The organism is Halomonas sp. BL6, from assembly GCF_006228115.1.
Taxonomy (GTDB): Bacteria; Pseudomonadota; Gammaproteobacteria; order Pseudomonadales; family Halomonadaceae; genus Vreelandella; species Vreelandella piezotolerans.
Window position 1 is genome coordinate 1 of the sequence record NZ_VDGL01000004.1, and the last position, 16846, is coordinate 16846.

12 protein-coding genes and 1 pseudogene are annotated in these 16846 nt (G+C 56.4%); 6 read left to right on the forward strand and 7 right to left on the reverse strand.

Annotated features, from left to right (window positions below; all coding sequences use genetic code 11):
* Positions 1 to 6 precede the first annotated feature (6 nt).
* Complete coding sequence (locus tag FHJ80_RS09610; RefSeq protein ID WP_369692947.1) at positions 7 to 4368, forward strand: immunoglobulin-like domain-containing protein; 4362 nt, start codon at positions 7 to 9, stop codon at positions 4366 to 4368.
* Between the two features lie 103 nt (positions 4369 to 4471).
* Positions 4472 to 4795 carry a tryptophan synthase subunit beta like protein gene (locus FHJ80_RS09615; protein ID WP_139526945.1) on the forward strand — a complete coding sequence of 108 codons (324 nt, stop codon included), beginning with the start codon at positions 4472 to 4474 and terminating at the stop codon, positions 4793 to 4795.
* 55 nt (positions 4796 to 4850) lie between these two features.
* Here FHJ80_RS09615 and FHJ80_RS09620 read toward each other — a convergent pair whose 3' ends face one another.
* From FHJ80_RS09620 to FHJ80_RS09640, 5 genes and pseudogenes are all read right to left on the reverse strand, one after another.
* Complete coding sequence (locus FHJ80_RS09620) at positions 4851 to 6758, reverse strand: EAL domain-containing protein (protein WP_139526947.1); 1908 nt, start codon at positions 6756 to 6758, stop codon at positions 4851 to 4853.
* Between the two features lie 13 nt (positions 6759 to 6771).
* Entirely contained in the window at positions 6772 to 7485 is a 714-nt protein-coding gene (locus FHJ80_RS09625; RefSeq protein WP_139526949.1) for a transglutaminase-like cysteine peptidase, read from the reverse strand.
* Between the two features lie 79 nt (positions 7486 to 7564).
* Positions 7565 to 7867 carry an addiction module antidote protein gene (locus FHJ80_RS09630; protein WP_044630743.1) on the reverse strand — a complete coding sequence of 101 codons (303 nt, stop codon included), beginning with the start codon at positions 7865 to 7867 and terminating at the stop codon, positions 7565 to 7567.
* Positions 7864 to 8118 (reverse strand): annotated as a pseudogene (locus FHJ80_RS09635) (type II toxin-antitoxin system RelE/ParE family toxin); the annotation flags it as partial. The pseudogene FHJ80_RS09635 and the gene FHJ80_RS09630, both read right to left, overlap by 4 nt.
* Before the next feature lie 118 nt (positions 8119 to 8236).
* Positions 8237 to 8782 carry an arylesterase gene (locus tag FHJ80_RS09640; protein ID WP_139527241.1) on the reverse strand — a complete coding sequence of 182 codons (546 nt, stop codon included), beginning with the start codon at positions 8780 to 8782 and terminating at the stop codon, positions 8237 to 8239.
* A gap of 205 nt (positions 8783 to 8987) precedes the next feature.
* On the opposite strand from FHJ80_RS09640, the gene FHJ80_RS09645 reads away from it, so the two are divergent.
* The 4 genes from FHJ80_RS09645 (at position 8988) to glyA (ending at position 15289) form a co-directional block, all read left to right on the forward strand.
* The gene (locus FHJ80_RS09645) at positions 8988 to 9803 is read left to right on the forward strand and encodes an ABC transporter ATP-binding protein (protein ID WP_139526950.1); all 816 of its coding nucleotides are present in this window, start codon (positions 8988 to 8990) and stop codon (positions 9801 to 9803) included.
* Positions 9796 to 12354 (forward strand): ABC transporter permease, encoded by a 2559-nt coding sequence (locus FHJ80_RS09650; RefSeq protein ID WP_139526952.1) that lies wholly within the window; start codon positions 9796 to 9798, stop codon positions 12352 to 12354. The genes FHJ80_RS09645 and FHJ80_RS09650 overlap by 8 nt, the downstream gene beginning before the upstream one ends.
* A gap of 110 nt (positions 12355 to 12464) precedes the next feature.
* Positions 12465 to 13868 (forward strand): hypothetical protein, encoded by a 1404-nt coding sequence (locus FHJ80_RS09655; protein ID WP_139526954.1) that lies wholly within the window; start codon positions 12465 to 12467, stop codon positions 13866 to 13868.
* Between the two features lie 155 nt (positions 13869 to 14023).
* Positions 14024 to 15289, forward strand: coding sequence for a serine hydroxymethyltransferase (gene glyA / locus FHJ80_RS09660; RefSeq protein ID WP_139526956.1), 1266 nt, complete (start codon positions 14024 to 14026; stop codon positions 15287 to 15289).
* A gap of 74 nt (positions 15290 to 15363) precedes the next feature.
* Here the strand turns inward: glyA and FHJ80_RS09665 are convergent, their stop codons facing one another.
* Complete coding sequence (locus FHJ80_RS09665) at positions 15364 to 16176, reverse strand: glycosyltransferase family 32 protein (protein WP_139526958.1); 813 nt, start codon at positions 16174 to 16176, stop codon at positions 15364 to 15366.
* A gap of 81 nt (positions 16177 to 16257) precedes the next feature.
* Entirely contained in the window at positions 16258 to 16842 is a 585-nt protein-coding gene (locus tag FHJ80_RS09670) for a FlgO family outer membrane protein (protein ID WP_176558236.1), read from the reverse strand.
* Positions 16843 to 16846: the final 4 nt, after the last annotated feature.

The window sequence follows — 16846 nt, forward strand, 5'->3', positions numbered from 1 at the left end:
GACACCGTGACCGCCACCCTGAGTGCCGACGCCTCCAGCGTGGCCGAAGGCGGCACCGTCACCTACACCGTCACCCTAACCGGCCCGCAAGGCGCCGACCTCACGGGCCACAACGGCCTCGAGTTCCGCCTGGCCGATGGCAGCACCGTCACCATCGCCGCCGGACAGCTCAGCGGCAGCACCACCGTGACCGCCGCCGATGACGCCTTCGTGGGCGGCCAGGACACCCTGGTCAACCGCATCGACGCGGTGCTCAACAACAGCGACAGCGAGTTCGAAAACCTCGTCACCGCCGGCAACACCAGCGTCACCGTCACCGACGAACCCGGCACCCCCGGTAACCCCGGTGATCCCGGCACGCCCAACGGTGGCGACGGCATCACCGTCAGCATCGTGGCCGACAAAGCCGAGTTCACCGAAGCCGAAGCGCAGACCTTCACGGTCAGCCTCAGCGACGCCGTAGATCGTGACGTCACCGTCACCCTGGACGGCGGCAACACCGTGACGATCATCGCCGGTGAGACCGAGACCACCTACACCCGTCCCGCCCAAGGCGACGACGTGTTCAACGACGGCGAGACCGTCACGGTTGAACTCGAAAGCGCCGCGGCCAGCGACGGCACCGCGTTCGAGAACGTCACCCTGGGTGACGCCGCTGAAACGCAAGTGGTCGACACCATCGACACCGTGACCATCAAGCTCAGCGCCCCGGATGCCGTTACCGAAGGCGAGCCGATCACCGTTAGTGCGAGCGTCGACCACGCTCCGCAAGACAGCCCGCTGGTCATCAGGCTAAGCAACGGCCAACAGATCACCATCGCCGTGGGCGAGACCACCGGCAGCGTGACCTTCGAGAGCCGTGCTGACGATGTCTACCAGCAAGGCAGCAACACGCTGAACCTGAGCATCGAGAGCGCCGAAGGCGGCAACTACGAAGCTCTAGATAGTGACGCCACCGCCGCGGTCACCATCAGCGATGACGCCGACGCTACCACCATCACGCTGAGCGCCCCGAGCGCCGTCACCGAAGGCGAGCCGATCACCGTCAGCGCGAGTGTTAATAACGCCCCGCAAGGCAGCCCGCTGGTCATTACGCTCAGCAACGGCCAACAGATCACCATCGCCGTGGGCGAGACCACCGGCAGCGTGACCTTCGAGAGCCGTGCTGACGATGTCTACCAGCAAGGCACCGACACGCTGAACCTGAGCATCGAGAGCGCCGAAGGCGGCAACTACGAAGCTCTGGACAGTGATGCCACTGCCGCTGTCACCATCAGCGATGACACTGACGCTGCCACCATTGCCCTCCACGACATTACTGTGAACGAAGGCAGCGGAACGGCTACGATCAGTGCCACATTGAGCCATCCAGCGGGTAAAGAATTCACGGTGACGTTGAGTAATGGAGCGACCATTACGTTTGCTCCTGGAGCAACGGAAAGCACCTCGACTGCGTTTGCTATTCAAGGTGATGATGTTTACCTCGATAGTGAAAGCTATGAAGTCTCGGTGAGTGATTCAGGCGATCATAATTTCGAAAGCTTGGATATCAGCGATAAAGCTACTGTGACAGTGAACGATACCGTTGATACGACGACCGTCAGTATCAGTGCGATTGTCACTAAAACGTCTGAAATCAACGTAGGTAACGTTGATACGACCAGCAGTTTTACCGTAACTGCTTATAAAGGTAACGGTGAGGTGGGGCAGATCTCTAAGGTCACGGGAACCGTCCATGATGGCTTTGGTGTGGTTGGCTCTTCATCGGGCGGTGCAGCCAGCAGCGAGCTTGGCTACGTTGGAAATGGCCAGAGTGAGAAGATTGCGGTTGAATTTAACAACCAGGTCAAGTCTTTTGACGTTCAGTTTGCATGGCGAAATAATGCTGAGAAGGCACGTGTAGACTTCTTTGACGGCGAAGGGAACTCTGTTGGTTGGGCTGTCGTGTCGGGCGGTGGCAGTGCCACAGATGCGTTAGTGACTTATTACGACGCTCAAGGCAATGTCACAAAAACAGAACATGCGCCGGGTGGCTCTGATAGGGTAGATAACGCTTATACGTTCGAGCCTGGAAGCGGCTTGCTCTTTAATCGAGCTGAATTTACAGCTGTTGGTCATGATGATGACTACTTGATACATGCTATCAAGTATAAAGAAGTGCTGTCTGAAGATGCGGCTACGATTGATGGTCCTTCTGACGTCGTCTTTGATATACAGACGTCCAATCCGCCGGATGTGAGCCAATATGATTTTGAATACACTTTCCCAACTGCACTCGTGGAAGTGGCCGGTACACAGTATTTAGTTAACCTTGACCGCAATGGTAAGGGGACGCTATCGGTAAGTGCGGACGGGAATAGCGACCTGACAGCAACAGTGCTTGAAGTCAATGGCAATTTCGAATCAGTAGCTGTGCCAGAAAGTGCCACTCTCTACAAAGGCCTGTTGGTTGTTGGCAGTAACCTAGATGATGATGGTAGCCAAGCGGCGCCGCCAGCACATAATACGCCTAACCCGCAAGAGCCCAATAGTGGTGTGATTCAAGGTGGCTCTGGTAACGACGTCATCATTGGTGATGTCGGAGGGGCGAAAGTGACTGTTGAGCCAGGCGGTAACTATAATATTGCCCTAATCGTCGACGTCTCAGGGAGTATGGGTAATGCTTCGGGCACCGCCGGTCTAACTCGGATGGAGCTAGCCAAGCAGGCGCTCTCACAACTTGTTACCGAGCTTGCGGGCCATTCCGGCGTCATCAATATTGCACTGATACCGTTTGCCGGTAGCGGACAAACGTCCATCAAAGCATCGGTAAAAGATTTACAAAGTGGCGAGCTTCTTAAGAACTTGACTGACGCCATTGATACGTTAAGTGCTAACGGCGGTACGAACTATTCTGCCGCGTTCAATGCCGCCGAGCAGTGGTTTAGCGGTAGTGATGCCAAGGCTGGGTATGAGAACCTTACCTTCTTTTTAACCGATGGTGATCCCACCTTCTACGGGGCTAACGATCAAGGCCCAGGGAACTCAACAAATGCTGACGTGTTGCGCGCCTCTATCGATGCTTATGGATCGTTGGTGCAGGCTAGTAGCACAAAGGTCTATGGCGTAGGCATTGGAAATGGTGTCAATCAAGATTATTTGAACTTCTTTGACAATACCAATAGCTTAGGTCAAGGAACTGTCAGTGTAATCGATACCGTTACGTTGGCTGATTTTAGTGGCAGTAATGACGTACTTGACAGAGCGTCTAATTGGGCAGGAGCTGGCAGTAATGGTCGCTTTGTCATCGATCAAGGCTATCTGCAAATTTCAGATTCAAGAAATCAGGGTGCCTTCTCTGTTACGAGCGATCAGTTTAACGTGGCCGCCGATGGTAGCCAGTTACGTTTCTCTTACTCCACTTTTAGTAATTCAAGTGACGTCTTTGGATATCAGCTTCAAAAATTGGTTGGAGGCTCTTGGAACTCGCTCATCAATAGCGGTTTGAGTAGAACGGGTGGCTCTACCATTGTCATCAATGATCTGGCTGCAGGTGACTACAGGCTTGTCTACTCTGTAGATGACCGGAGTAACAATAACTCCAATGCAACGATGTCTTTGAATGAAATTGGCCTAGTGTCTCCTGTACCCGTGACAGCCGCTATTGGCCAACCACAAATCGTCAATACAGCAGATGAACTCTCTGTTGCGTTGAACCAAGGATCTACCGAACTGGAGTTGGCAGACGTCGGGGACGATATACTCCGTGGTGGTGAGGGTGACGATATTATCTTTGGCGATGCTATCTTCACTGATAATTTGACATGGGAGGGACGCGACTCGGCTGAGCTTCCTGATGGTTCTGGATTGAAGGCTCTGAAAGCGTACCTTGAGGATGATCTGGGCCGTGTGCCAACAACGGATGATATTTACAACTACATCAAGGATAACTATGAGAGCTTGGTAGATCCGGACCCTGTTAAAGGTGGCAATGACACGCTGATTGGAGGTCAAGGAGACGATATCTTGATTGGCGGACTCGGTGCCGATACTTTCAAGTGGGAGCTCAATGATCAAGGCACTACCGATCAACCTGCCACTGATACGGTGATGGACTTCAATGCTAGTGAAGGGGATGTTTTGGATATCTCTGAGTTGCTTCAGAACGAAGAGAATGCCACCGATCTGAGTACCTATATCGTTGCAGAAGAGGAGGGGACGGACACGGTTCTATATATCAGCTCGGACGGCAACTTGGCCGGCAATAAAGAGAACGCAGACCAAGTAGTTCGCTTAGAAGGTAAGAGCTTCTCTGACTTCGGCGGCGGAAGTGCTCAGGATGTCATTCAGCATATGTTGAATAACGACCAGCTCAAAATCGATCAGTAACCCCTCACTCAACCCAAAGGCCGCCTCCGGGCGGCCTTGTTGTCTCTAACGAAGGTTTACGTTTCGCAACCAATCGGCGCGTTTACTTACAGAGGAAGCCGCTATGCTCTACATCAAACGAAATGCCCGTGGGGAGATTGTGATGCTCAGCAAAGAGCCCTCGCCTGAGTGTAATGACACCATCGCGGCGGACTCGCCGGAGGTGTTTGCCTTTCTGGCCCAGCAAACGGGGCAGTCGGCGCAAATGATCGCGTCGGATTTGGCGTTTGTACGGGTCGTCGAAGATATGCTGGAAGTGTTGCTGGAGAAGGGCGTGCTCAGTTTTACCGACTTGCCTGCTGCCGCTCAGAGCAAGGTGATGGAGCGTAAGTCGCTTCGTTCTAAGAACGATGTCAACTTGATCGGTGATGATGGCGGTATTATCTGACGCGGCAGGTGCCGCGTCATTCCTATCGTGTTATTTCTTCGAGTCGTCTTCCGTGTTAGCTCAAGCGAACACCGGGCCCCGTTGCACCGTCCACGCCTGTGCGGAATAGGCTTTGTAACTCCTCCGAGTCAATGACCCCCTCAGCGATGACCTGGATACCCAGGGAGTGGCACAGCGTGGCCATGCCGCGCACGATGGTCTGCTGCTCGTTCGAGACGTGAATCCCACGAATCAAGCTGCTATCGACCTTCAGGTAGGCAAGCCCCACATCGTGCAAGTCAGCGAGTTTGGTGAATTCGGCACCCACGTGCTCGATGCCGAACTGACAGCCGAGTGGGCGAAGAGCACTACACAATCCGCGTAGGCTACCAATGGAGTGGGCCGTTAACGTTGCGGGTACTTCGAAGCACAGCTTGCTGGCGAGAGCGGGCTGCTTTTCTAACAGTAAACGCAGCTCGTTGACGAACTGGGCATTGTTGATCGATGCAATCGAGAGGTTAACACCGATACGCTGATCAGGATTTGCCTCGAGTTGTCCCAATGCTTTTTTGACGACGGCCATATCCAGCGCGGGCTCGAGAGCGAAGCGCGTTACCCAAGGAATGAAGATACCGGCGGTCTGCCAAGCATTGGCAAGTTCCAATCGTGCGGGACATTCATAGTGAAGCACCTGGTTCTGGGCATCGATCACGGGGAAATACGCCAACTGTGGGCCTTGTTCGATGGCCACGGTCAGTGCGGTTCGCCACTCGTTATGGTTGCCAAATAGCGACCCTTGTTCCCGTTGGCGTAGGGCAATATTCGTTGAGCTGCTACCGCTTTCGGCTTCGGCCAGGGCGTCGTCTAAGGTAGCCAGTAGCGGCCCGCGTTCGTCGTCTGAGTGATACGCTACGATCGCGGTGGCCAAGCGTACATCGGCCTGAGGGGCGCTGGCAGTAACGGTGGCCAGCGCTTGCTGCAAACGGGGCAGCAGGGCATCCGGCTGCTCTTCGAGTGGTAGCATGAGCAGGAAGTCGCTGCCGTTCAAACGGCCGATGAGCGCCTCGTCGGCGCTGGTTTCCAGGGCGGCAAGTGTCTTAACCAACGTACTGAGCAGTTGGTCGGTGGCTTGGTGGCCAAGCTGATCGTTCAAGTGCTCTAGCGCCTGTACACGCACCATGACCATCAGGCCGGTGGCACGGGCATCGTCGCTACCCAGAAGTGAGGCCAATTTGCCCATCAGCACATCACGGTTCAGCGCGCCCGTCACCCGATCATGCTGCAAATCGCGACGCAGCTCATCGAGCTTTTGACTCTCTTGGCTCAGCATTTGGCGTACATTAGCGGACAGCACGTTCATCGCCTGGGCGACTTCGCGTAGCTCTAAGGTGCGGGGCTCCTGGATAGTCGTGAAGCGTCGCGCGCTGATATCTTTAGCTTGAGCCACAACGCGTACCAGCGGGTGCTTGATGCCCCGCACCAAGACGGTGGCAATCGCCAAGCTAATGGCCCCTGCCAGCAAAAACCAGCCGGCAAGTTCTAGCATACTGCGCCAAAGCGAAGCGTAGGCGTAGCTATGCTGACTCTCTAGTTCCAGTGTACCGAACTGTCGCCAGCCATCTTGAATCGTTGCAGTACCGGTGGGGACATCAAACTGCACTAAGCTTCTAAACCATGCAGGAACGTCGCCGCTATATCCATCGGCGCGGCGCTCGACAAGAACCTCGCCCTCGGCGTCACGCAGAATGATCGAACGATAGTAGCCGGTATCGAACTGTGCAGAGATCAGCAGCTCCAGAATCACTAGATCTTTGTCGAGCTGGCTCATGGACAGGGCCAAGGTGGTGGCATTGTCTGCGTTCTTGATGCGCACTTCCTGCTCGATGTAGTCACGGCTGCTGGTAATACTGATCGCTAAGCTGCCTACGAACGACAGTAGTAAGAGCGCAATAATGGCCAGCCAAAGCTGTTTAATCAGCGACATAGCGCCAGTCCTCTTAAATGAATCCTTGTGATTGCATCCGCCCGATCACGCTGCGCCAGCGCGACAGTCGTGCCAGTGGGTCGGCACGGGATTCTGAACCGCCACCTGCCCAAAGCCCGTCGCTGTTGAAGCTAAAAACGGGATCTAGATCGTTACGTTGGGAAGCGGGAGAAATAGAAGGCGCAATGTTATCCAGTACCAGTGGCTCGGCGTTCGGCGTCGAGTAGTAACCTAGCACCATGTGGGCTTGGGTGATTTGACTACGGCCAATTCGGGCGCGAACGTAGATCATGCGCAAGCGCTCACCCGGTACTCCCAACTGCTTTAAGGTAATGTATTTAGCAATGGAGTAGTCCTCACAGTCGCCTTGACCTTTACCTAGCGCTTCCAGGGGGGTGGCCCAAAAGTCCTCCTCTCCCCAAACGCGAATATCCTCCACCCAGCGGATGCGGCGGTTGAAAAAATCATTCACGTCACGCAGTTGGGCTTGTACATCCTGGCCGCGCAAGCGCTCCAGCAGGGCGAACCACTCTTCTAAAACGTTGAGCCCCCCCTGTCCATATAGCTGCTGCATACTTTGCCGAAGCCGTTGCGGGTTGAACGCCACAGCAGAGCTGGGATTGATCCCCAGCCCAACGCCCAATAACAACGCGCCAGCAGAAGCCAGAAATTGCCGGCGCGATAGGGAGCAGCATGGAGGGGATGATGAAGTCGACATGGACGCCATTAGCGTTGGTCAAATATCGCTTAAGACTACAAGCTAAGGCATAAAAGCGCTATATCTCCTCAGTAGAAAGTACCAATGTTTACATGACGGGTTCTTCTTGGTGTGGTTTTGCCGTTAAGTCCATACCCAGTGCACGCATGACAGCTAACATCGTCTTCAGCGTTGGGTTGCCTTGCTCGCTGAACGAACGATAGAGCTGTTCACGGGAGAGGCCAGTTTCGCGAGCAAGTTCTGTCATTCCCTTAGCACGCGCTACGATACCCATCGCTTTAGCAACATAAGTGGCATCTCCGGTTTCCAGCGCATCAGCGAGAAAGAGAGCGATGGCTTCATCGTTCTCTAATGCTGCTGCCGGGTCATAGTCGTAAATCTTATCGCTCATGATTCCTCCCATTGTGCTGCCAGACGCTGCGCTGTATCGATATCGTTTTGCTGCGTGCTTTTATCGCCACCACATAACAGGATGACAAGCTCGTTACCGCGTTGTTTAAAATAGACACGATATCCTGGACCATGATGAATACGCAGTTCACTGATGCCTTGGCCAACGGGTTTTACATCGCCAGCTAATCCGTTGGCTAGCCTGAAAATACGAGCAGCAATCAGTGCTTTTGTGCGCGAATCACGGAGCTTACGTTCCCACCGTCGGTCTGTTTAATAGCGATCATAAAAATATTGTAGTTCTTAGACTACATGCGTGCAAGCTATGAAAAACCGGTGCTTAGCCAGTCGGTGCTGTGCACCAAGTATACTACTGAGAAGAGGCCTGATACGTCTCTTCCAGCATGGGTTCAAGGGCGGGCCAAACGTTATCTAAGATAATGGGCTGTGCGTCAGCGGTAGGATGGATGCCATCGCTTTGCATTAATTGTTGATTGAGAGCGATATCTTCCAGCAAGAAGGGCACCAGCGAGAGCTCATACTCCTGTGCCAGAGAGTGATAGACCCCGGTGAAGGCATCACGGTAGGCTTGACCGTAGTTCGGCGGAATATCGATCCCTAGGAGTAATACTTCCGCACCCGCTTGCTGGCTCTGCTCGATCATAGTGGCTAAATTGGCGCGCATTTGAGCGGGAGGTAAACCGCGTAAACCATCGTTACCGCCAAGTTCTAAAAGAACGATATCCGGCTGACGCTGTCCGATAATATCGGCAAAACGTTGGGCACCGCCTGAGGTGGTCTCTCCGCTGATGCTGGCGTTCACCACCTGTGCGTCACCGTCGAGGCGCTCTGCCAGCAGCGACACCCAGCCCTGCTCCTGCTCGATACCATAAGCCGCACTCAGGCTGTCTCCCATGACGAGGAGCGTTGGCAAGCCCTCTTCGGCAGTGCTGGCTTGCAGCGGAACGGCCCCCAAGAATACGACCAGTAGAAGGGTGCTTGATAGACCACCACGAACGGCCGTTTGCCACGACTGAAAGGTCAGTATCTGCGTCAACCATGCTGGAACCACGCGTTTTTGTATCGCTAATATCCAAAGAGCTACAGGGAATTTACGCTTCATGTCTTACTCCTCTGACCCTACATCCCATACCGTGACCGAAGGTGCGCCGTTGCGCTCGCCCCACACCGACCCATCTGCTGCCCAGAAGGTTCCCCAAGCAGCCGCTAGCCAGCCCGTCCTGCAGGCCGAAAAGCTCGCCAAACGGGTGACCAGCGGTGAACGCACGCTAACTATTTTACATGACTTATCGTTGAGCGTAGCGGCCGGGGAGAGTGTGGCTATATTGGGCAAAAGCGGCGCGGGGAAATCCACGTTGCTGGGCTTGCTGGCCGGCTTGGATACGCCCAGCGACGGCGAATTGACTCTTTTTGGCCATGCCTTGAGTCGCTTGGATGAAGATGGTCGTGCGGCATTACGAGCGGGGCGAGTGGGCTTCGTGTTCCAGAACTTTCAACTGCTGCCGACGCTCAGCGCACTGGAAAACGTACTGCTGCCCCTAGAGCTCTCTCCTCGAGCCGGAGAATCGCACGCTGCCCAGCAGTGGTTGGAGCGTGTAGGGTTGGGGGAGCGCACGTCTCATCAACCTAAGCAGCTTTCCGGCGGAGAGCAGCAGCGAGTAGCCATTGCACGCGCTTTCGTGACGGACCCCGAGCTGGTGTTCGCCGATGAACCTACCGGCAACCTAGACCCGGATACCGGTGCGCAGATCATCGACCTGCTGTTTACGCTCAATAAAGAAGCGGGCACGACGCTGATTCTCGTGACACACGACCACGCCTTGGCGCGCCGATGCGACCGCTGCCTGCGGCTGGCCAACGGCCAGCTCGTGCCGTTCGAACCGGCCCCAGTCAACAGCGAGGAAGGCGATGAGTGATATCAACTGGCGATTAGCCGCGCGGAGCCTCAAGCGCGACCTTCGCGCGGCGGACGTGCGAGCGCTGTTCGTGGCCCTGGTCTTGGCGGTGGCCGCGTCCACCATGATTGCGTTCTTCCTTGACCGCTTAGAGCGTGGCTTGGAGCGTCAAGCGGGTCAGATGCTAGGGGGCGACTTAGTCCTCGAACAGCGCGACCCGTTTTCAGACGAGCTGCGCGCCACTCTGGAGCAGGCTGGCTTCACGCTGAGCGATCAAGTGGATCTAGTCTCCATGATCAGCCAAGGGGAGCGCTTTCAGCCCGCCAGCCTCAAGGCAGTCGATGATGTGTATCCGCACTATGGTGTGTCACATGTGGACCGAGGAAACGGCGTTGAGCAAATCGCGTCAGGCCCACCACCGGGCGAAGCCTGGGCCGATCCTCGGCTGGCCGAGTTGGTCGAGATCGCGATAGGCGACCGCGTACAGGTGGGGCAAGCGGAGCTGACCATTAGCGGGATTATCGAACGCGAAGCGGACCAGTCCGCCGGTTTTGGTAACTTCAACCCGCGCTTGATGCTCAATACCGCTGATCTCGAATCCACCGGGCTGGTACAGCCAGGGTCCCGTATCGAGTTCGAACTGTTGGCCGCTGGTCCACCCGAGGCATTGGATCAGGTTCAAGGGTTGTTGACGCAGCTTCGCCGTGACGGTGTCGAGGTGCGTGATGTTCGAGTCGATCGTCCGCAGTTGGGTAATGCGCTGCAACGGGCAGAAAGCTACTTAGGCTTGGCCGGTTTGGCGGCAGTGCTGCTGGCGGGTGTTGCGGTGGCGATGTCGACCCGCCGTTACGTAGAGCGCCACCTAGATACCGCTGCGCTGCTGCGCTGTTTCGGTGCCAGCCAGTATCAGCTGGTGACGATCTTTAGCCTACAGCTGCTGGGACTGGCGTTGATGGCCTCGCTCATCGGCGCGCTGTTGGGCTTGGTGGGGCAAGCCGTGCTGCTGTGGCTACTGACCAGTTTCCTGCCCATGACACTGCCGCCGCCGGGCATCATGCCGCTATGGCTGGGTATTTTCACGGCGTTGGCGGTATTGGTCGGCTTTGCCGGGCCAACGCTGCTGCGTATCAAGCAGGTGAGCGCGCTCAAAGTACTGCGACGTGAGTTAGACCCGCTCCCGCCCGCGGCGTGGCTGGTGGTCGGCGTGGCTAGCATCGTCTTTGGAGGGCTGCTGTGGCTCTACTCGGGCAGCTTCTCGCTGGCCTTGGCGCTGCTGGTGGGCGGGGCAGTCCTCCTGTCGCTGCTATGGGGCGTGAGTTCCCTGTTATTGAAAGGCATGCTACGTGCCCTCCAGCGCTTGACGGGCGGCAGTGAATGGGCGCAGGCGTTGCGTTTGGGGGGAAGACAGTTAGCCCGTCGTAAACAGGCGGGGCTAGGCCAGCTACTTGCCTTTTCGGTCACGTTCTTTGCCATGGCGATGATCGTGTTGGTGCGAGGCGATCTGCTCACGACATGGCAAGATCAACTGCCCGCTGACACGCCCAATTACTTTGCCATTAACATACAGCCCAGCGAACGCGATGCTTTCGAGCAGGCGGTCGCGCCTCGAGTAGAGACCCAAAGCACACTCTACCCGATGGTACGTGGGCGAATTACACAGATTAACGGCCAAGCACCCAGGGAGGCCGTACCTCCTGATGCTCGAGGCGATAACTCGCTACGCCGTGAGTTGAACCTCACCTGGCAATCAGAGCTGCCCGAAGGGAACCAGGTGGTGGCGGGGCAGTGGTTTGTCGCGGAGCCCCAAGGCTGGATGAGCGAAGTGGATGCCACCGTCTCCAGCGAGTCGCAAACCGTCCCTATTTCGGTAGAGGATGGTTTGGCTGAACGCCTTGGTTTGGGGATAGGAGACGAAATCACGTTTGCCGTGGGGAGCGATAGCATCACCACGCATATTCAAAGCCTGCGCAGCTTGAACTGGGATAGCTTCAATCCCAACTTCTTCGTGATCTTCCCGCCCGGCGTGTTGGAGTCGTTCGGCCATAGCTTTATCACCGCCTTCCACCTGCCGGATCAAGAGCAGGGGCTGGTGCGCGAGCTGGTCATCGACTTCCCTGGGGTGTCTCTGCTCAATGTGGATGCCATTCTAGGGCAGGTGCGCGACGTGCTGACCCAGGTCACTCGGGCGGTAGAACTCGTGCTGGTTCTGGTCCTGTTAGCGGGTGTCAGCGTGCTTTACGCCGCGCTTACCGCCAGCCGCCCGGTGCGTGCCCATGAAAGTGGTCTGCTAAGGGTGTTTGGTGCAGGTAACCGTATGATTTCCCGCGTGCAGGGGGCCGAATACGCGCTGCTCGGGTTTGCCAGCGGCGTGTTGGGAGCCCTATTGGCAGAGCTCGCTACCGCGGCGCTCTACCTCTATTGGCTGGATCTTACACCCCGCCTGCACCTGGGTCTGTGGCTAGCACTTCCCATTGGCGGCGCGCTGCTGATTGGTTTGATTGGCCACGCACTCTCCTACAGCCTGCGTAAACAAGCCCCCGCGGCGAGTCTGGGATTATTAGGCGAGGCGTAAGCGTCTCTCTTACAAAAGGCGGCCACGAGCCGCCTTTTTACTACCTGGACGGCAGTGGCTGTATCGTGACTTGGTGATATGCTGAAGCCTTTCAACAGGGAGGTCAGGGTATGCGTAGTGAGGTAATGACATGGGGCGTTGCAGGGGTGTCCTTTTGGCTGGTCATAGGGACTGCGCATGCGTCGCTAGAGCAGTTCGAGGCGGATTTGCAGGCGGAGTTGGCGGGCGACGATGCTCGAATGGCGATTGGGCAACTGGTGGAAGAAGCCAATGGCTATGTCGCAGAGGATGTAGCCGTTACCTACCCCAACGGCGATTTGCTCTCGATTGACCGCTATCGCGTGGACGGTCGATACGCGCAGCCCGAGTCGATTACGCTAGACGGCATCCGCCTCACGGAGCTTGGATTCGACACGCCCGTGTTGACGGTGGGCGAGCTGGTCATGCGAGACCCTAGCGCGGCCGTTCCCTCACTAGCCTCTTTCGAGACCGAAGACAGTACCCTCAATGCACTCAGCTTGACCGATATGACCTTTCGGTTGGAGGGTAGCCTGGGCGATGAACTAGCCGCCGAGTTCGATAGCCAAACGCTTGCTGGCTATCTCTCCATTGACGCTCTCGAGTTGGAGGAAGTGAGCCGTAGCGCCGTGGGTTTGATTGCGCTGCAAGGGGTGAGCGGGGAGTTCGATGATCTCGCCACCGGCATCTCCGCAACGCTGGCGTTAGGCGACATGCGGATCGAGGCGTTGGAAGGGCTCGACCAGCCCGGCGAAGAGCGCCTCGAACATGCCGAGTTGAACGGTTTCAGCCTGACCAGCGAGCAGTGGAGCGTGCTGCTGGATAACGCTTGGGTCAAAGGTAACAGCTACCTAGGCGAAGCAGGCTTTCGCGGTGCCGAATTCGATCTAGGTGGGCTGATTGACCTAGCCCCACCTTCCGAACGCGATGAGCTGCAGGCATTGAATCGTGTGCTGACGGGCGGAACTGGGCGTTTGAGTGCCGAAGGGCAGAGTGCTTCCCAGTGGCATGAGCCCGAACCCGGCGAAGCGAACGGCCGTGCGCGCCTCACCTCCGAAGGCTATCTACAGCTGGACGGCGCAGGCGGGCTCGAATTCTCCATGGATGTGCCCATTAGCCTACCGAAGGGCGCCACACTCGAGCAGGCCAGCAAAAACCCCTCGCTGTTCGAAGCAGCGACGCTTTACGGTGGCAACGCGACCGTGGCTTACCGCGATGAGGGGTTGCTGCCGCGTATAGCCACCGAAATGGCGGCACAAGGGAGGATCAGCGAAGAACAGGCGATTTCGCAAGCCTGGTCGCAGGCCCAGCAGCTCGGGCCGCTCGTAGGCCCACAGCTCACCAAACTGATGGTGGGGATGGTGGATATCATGGCCGGAAAGGCCCAGTCGCTGACCGTTCACGTGGCGGTACCCAATCCCTTTATGCTCAATCAATTCATACTCGACCCCATGGGCAGCAGCGAGCGGCTCACCTTTACCTTCGAACTCAAGTAGCGTGGTTGTCCAGTCGGTCAGTTTTTAGCGCGGCTGGCAACATGAAACATGCTCATGCAAGACCTGACGCGGATGCGATGAAAGTCGCGTCCGGCTGCGGTATCATAGCCGCCTCGCTTCTCCATGATGATCCTTTCGTAACGAGGTTCCCGCCGATGTTCAGCCGCGACATGACAATTGCTGGATTCGATGATGCGCTGTTTGATGCCATGCAAAAAGAAGTGGCACGCCAAGAAGCCCACATCGAACTGATTGCTTCCGAAAACTACGCCAGCCCCCGCGTACTCGAAGCACAAGGCAGCCAGCTGACCAACAAATACGCCGAAGGCTATCCCGGCAAGCGCTACTACGGCGGCTGTGAATTCGTCGATATCGCCGAGAACCTGGCCATCGACTACGCCAAGCAGCTGTTCGGCGCGACCTACGTCAACGTGCAGCCGCACTCGGGCTCGCAAGCCAACAGCGCCGTGTTCCAAGCGCTGGTCACGCCAGGCGACACCATCCTCGGTATGAGTCTGGACGCGGGCGGCCACCTGACCCACGGCGCCAAGCCGAATTTCTCCGGCAAGCACTACAATGCCATTCAGTACGGCCTGAACGAGCAAGGCCTGATCGACTACGATCAAGTCGCCGAGCTGGCCCGTGAACACAAGCCGAAAATGATCATCGCCGGTTTTTCTGCCTACTCGCAAATCGTCGACTGGGCGAAATTCCGTGAAATCGCCGATGAAGTGGGTGCTTACCTACTGGTCGATATGGCCCACGTCTCTGGCTTGGTCGCTGCAGGCGTCTACCCCAGCCCGCTGCCCCATGCTCACGTGGTGACCTCCACGACGCATAAAACCCTGCGTGGCCCACGCAGCGGCGTGATTCTGTCGGCAGAGAACGACCCGGACATCGAGAAGAAGCTGCAGTCAGCGGTGTTTCCGGGCGGCCAGGGCGGCCCGCTGATGCACGTGATTGCGGCCAAAGCGATCTGCTTCAAAGAAGCCATGGCGCCCGAGTTCAAAACCTACCAGCAGCAGGTGGTCAAGAACGCTCAAGCCATGGCGTCGGTCTTCATCGAGCGTGGTTACGATATCGTCTCAGGCGGTACTGAAGACCACCTGTTCCTGCTGTCATTGATCAAGCAAGGCGTGACCGGCAAAGATGCGGACGCCGCGCTTGGCCGCGCCCATATCACCGTCAATAAGAACGCCGTGCCGAACGACCCGCAAAGTCCGTTCGTCACCTCTGGTCTGCGTATCGGCACCCCCGCCGTGACCACTCGCGGTTTTGGTGAGCAAGAGTGCGCACAGCTTGCCGGGTGGATTTGTGACATTCTCGACGTGCTCGCCAAAGGCGAAGACACCAGCGCGATCGAAGCCGACGTGCTGAATAAAGTCGCGGACGTATGTGGTCGTTTCCCGGTGTATAAATAAGCACTGCATAGCCACGTGGTATGCAGAAGCGCTAGCCCTAGCGGGCTAGCGCTTTTTTTGTTGAAGTGCACCTATCAGGCCGAGGGGGGGGGTTGGCGAATGATGCTTACCTTTTGCTGCTCTTTGGTCCATTTGCCTGCTTTCTTGTCGATGTACTGGAAATGCTCGTTGGTGAAGCTTCCCTGGTTGCAAGCGTGACGGTAGGAAACCGTGGGCACGTCTGCTTGATCCAATAGCTTGATGAAAACGCCTGGCCCGGTCAGCTCGAAGACGTTGGTAAGCTGATTCTCGACAATGTTTTGATGTACCTGCTCGATCAATTTCAGCAGATTGGGATTGCCCGGGCGGCTGGCGATGAAGTAATTGCTCAACTCTCCTTTACGTGTCGTCACATACAATTCGTCGATATCTGCTGGTACGACCCGACCCAACGGCCAGATAGCGTGGGCATCGATATCCAGGTAAACGCCGCCATGTTTATACAGCGCCAATAGCCTCCAAAAATCGGCTTGGGCAGCACCAATTTGCAGCTTGTCGTAGCTCTCGAGCCACTCTGGGCTGAAGTTCTTTTCGATGAAGTCGTGGCGCGCTTGGGTGATCATGAATCGATACTCAAAGCGCGGTGCCATCAGGCGGTTGAACAAATAGTTGAGATACACCGGCAGGGTGACTCGGTTCGTAAAGTTGGTTTGCCAAATGATTCGAGGGACACTGCTCTCTTGCTTCGACGAAAGCCAAGGGGCTGCTCTTTCTGGCAGGGTAAAGCGCTTGGCAGGAAAGAGCGCGTGAAACCCATAGCTCAGCATCTTGGTAATGTTGGCAAACAGTTTGATCACCCGGCTGATGGCCACAATATGAGGCTGGCGGGTACGGCGACGTAGAGACATAGTCGTCCTTTTGATGAGCAAATGAAAAGCCTAGCGTATCGGCTAGGCTTTCAGAAGGTACTGTGCGTCAAATCGGGTGTTTTACCATCCGCCCTGAGCCTCTAATAGGCTGCGCATATTATTATCCAAAGGTAGCTGGAAGTCTGCACTGCCTAACACCATGGCATCACCAGCGCGTACGACGCGGGCACTTACGTATAGATAGTCCTGGCCCTGAGCGTAGGTGCCCATTAGGATGGAGCGCGCATTGTGCTGAGAGCTTAGCCGTTGAACTTGGCGCGATAGAATCAATTCCCCCACGCTCTCTTCGATAAACATGCTATCGCGCATTTTGACTTCGCGAACCTGCATGCCTTGTTGGGCGAGTGCCGAGGCCATGATCTCGGAACTGATCCGACCAAAGGTCGACGATTGACTCAGATTATCGATACTGACGAACGTGGCTGCAATCATCGGGCTATAGCGAGCCAAGTCAGGATTGTTAGCGACCATCCGCTGCGCCGCTTCATGGGCGAGCTCTGACAAGTCTGGTTCTGGTTCTTGAGGTTGGGCGCTATTGCCTAGGTTAGCGCAGCCTGCCAGCAGTAGCGTCATGCAAAGCGTAGCCAACATGTCAGTGCGAAGCAGGCGCACCGACGGTAACGCAAAGATCGAGCGTAGAGACATAAAC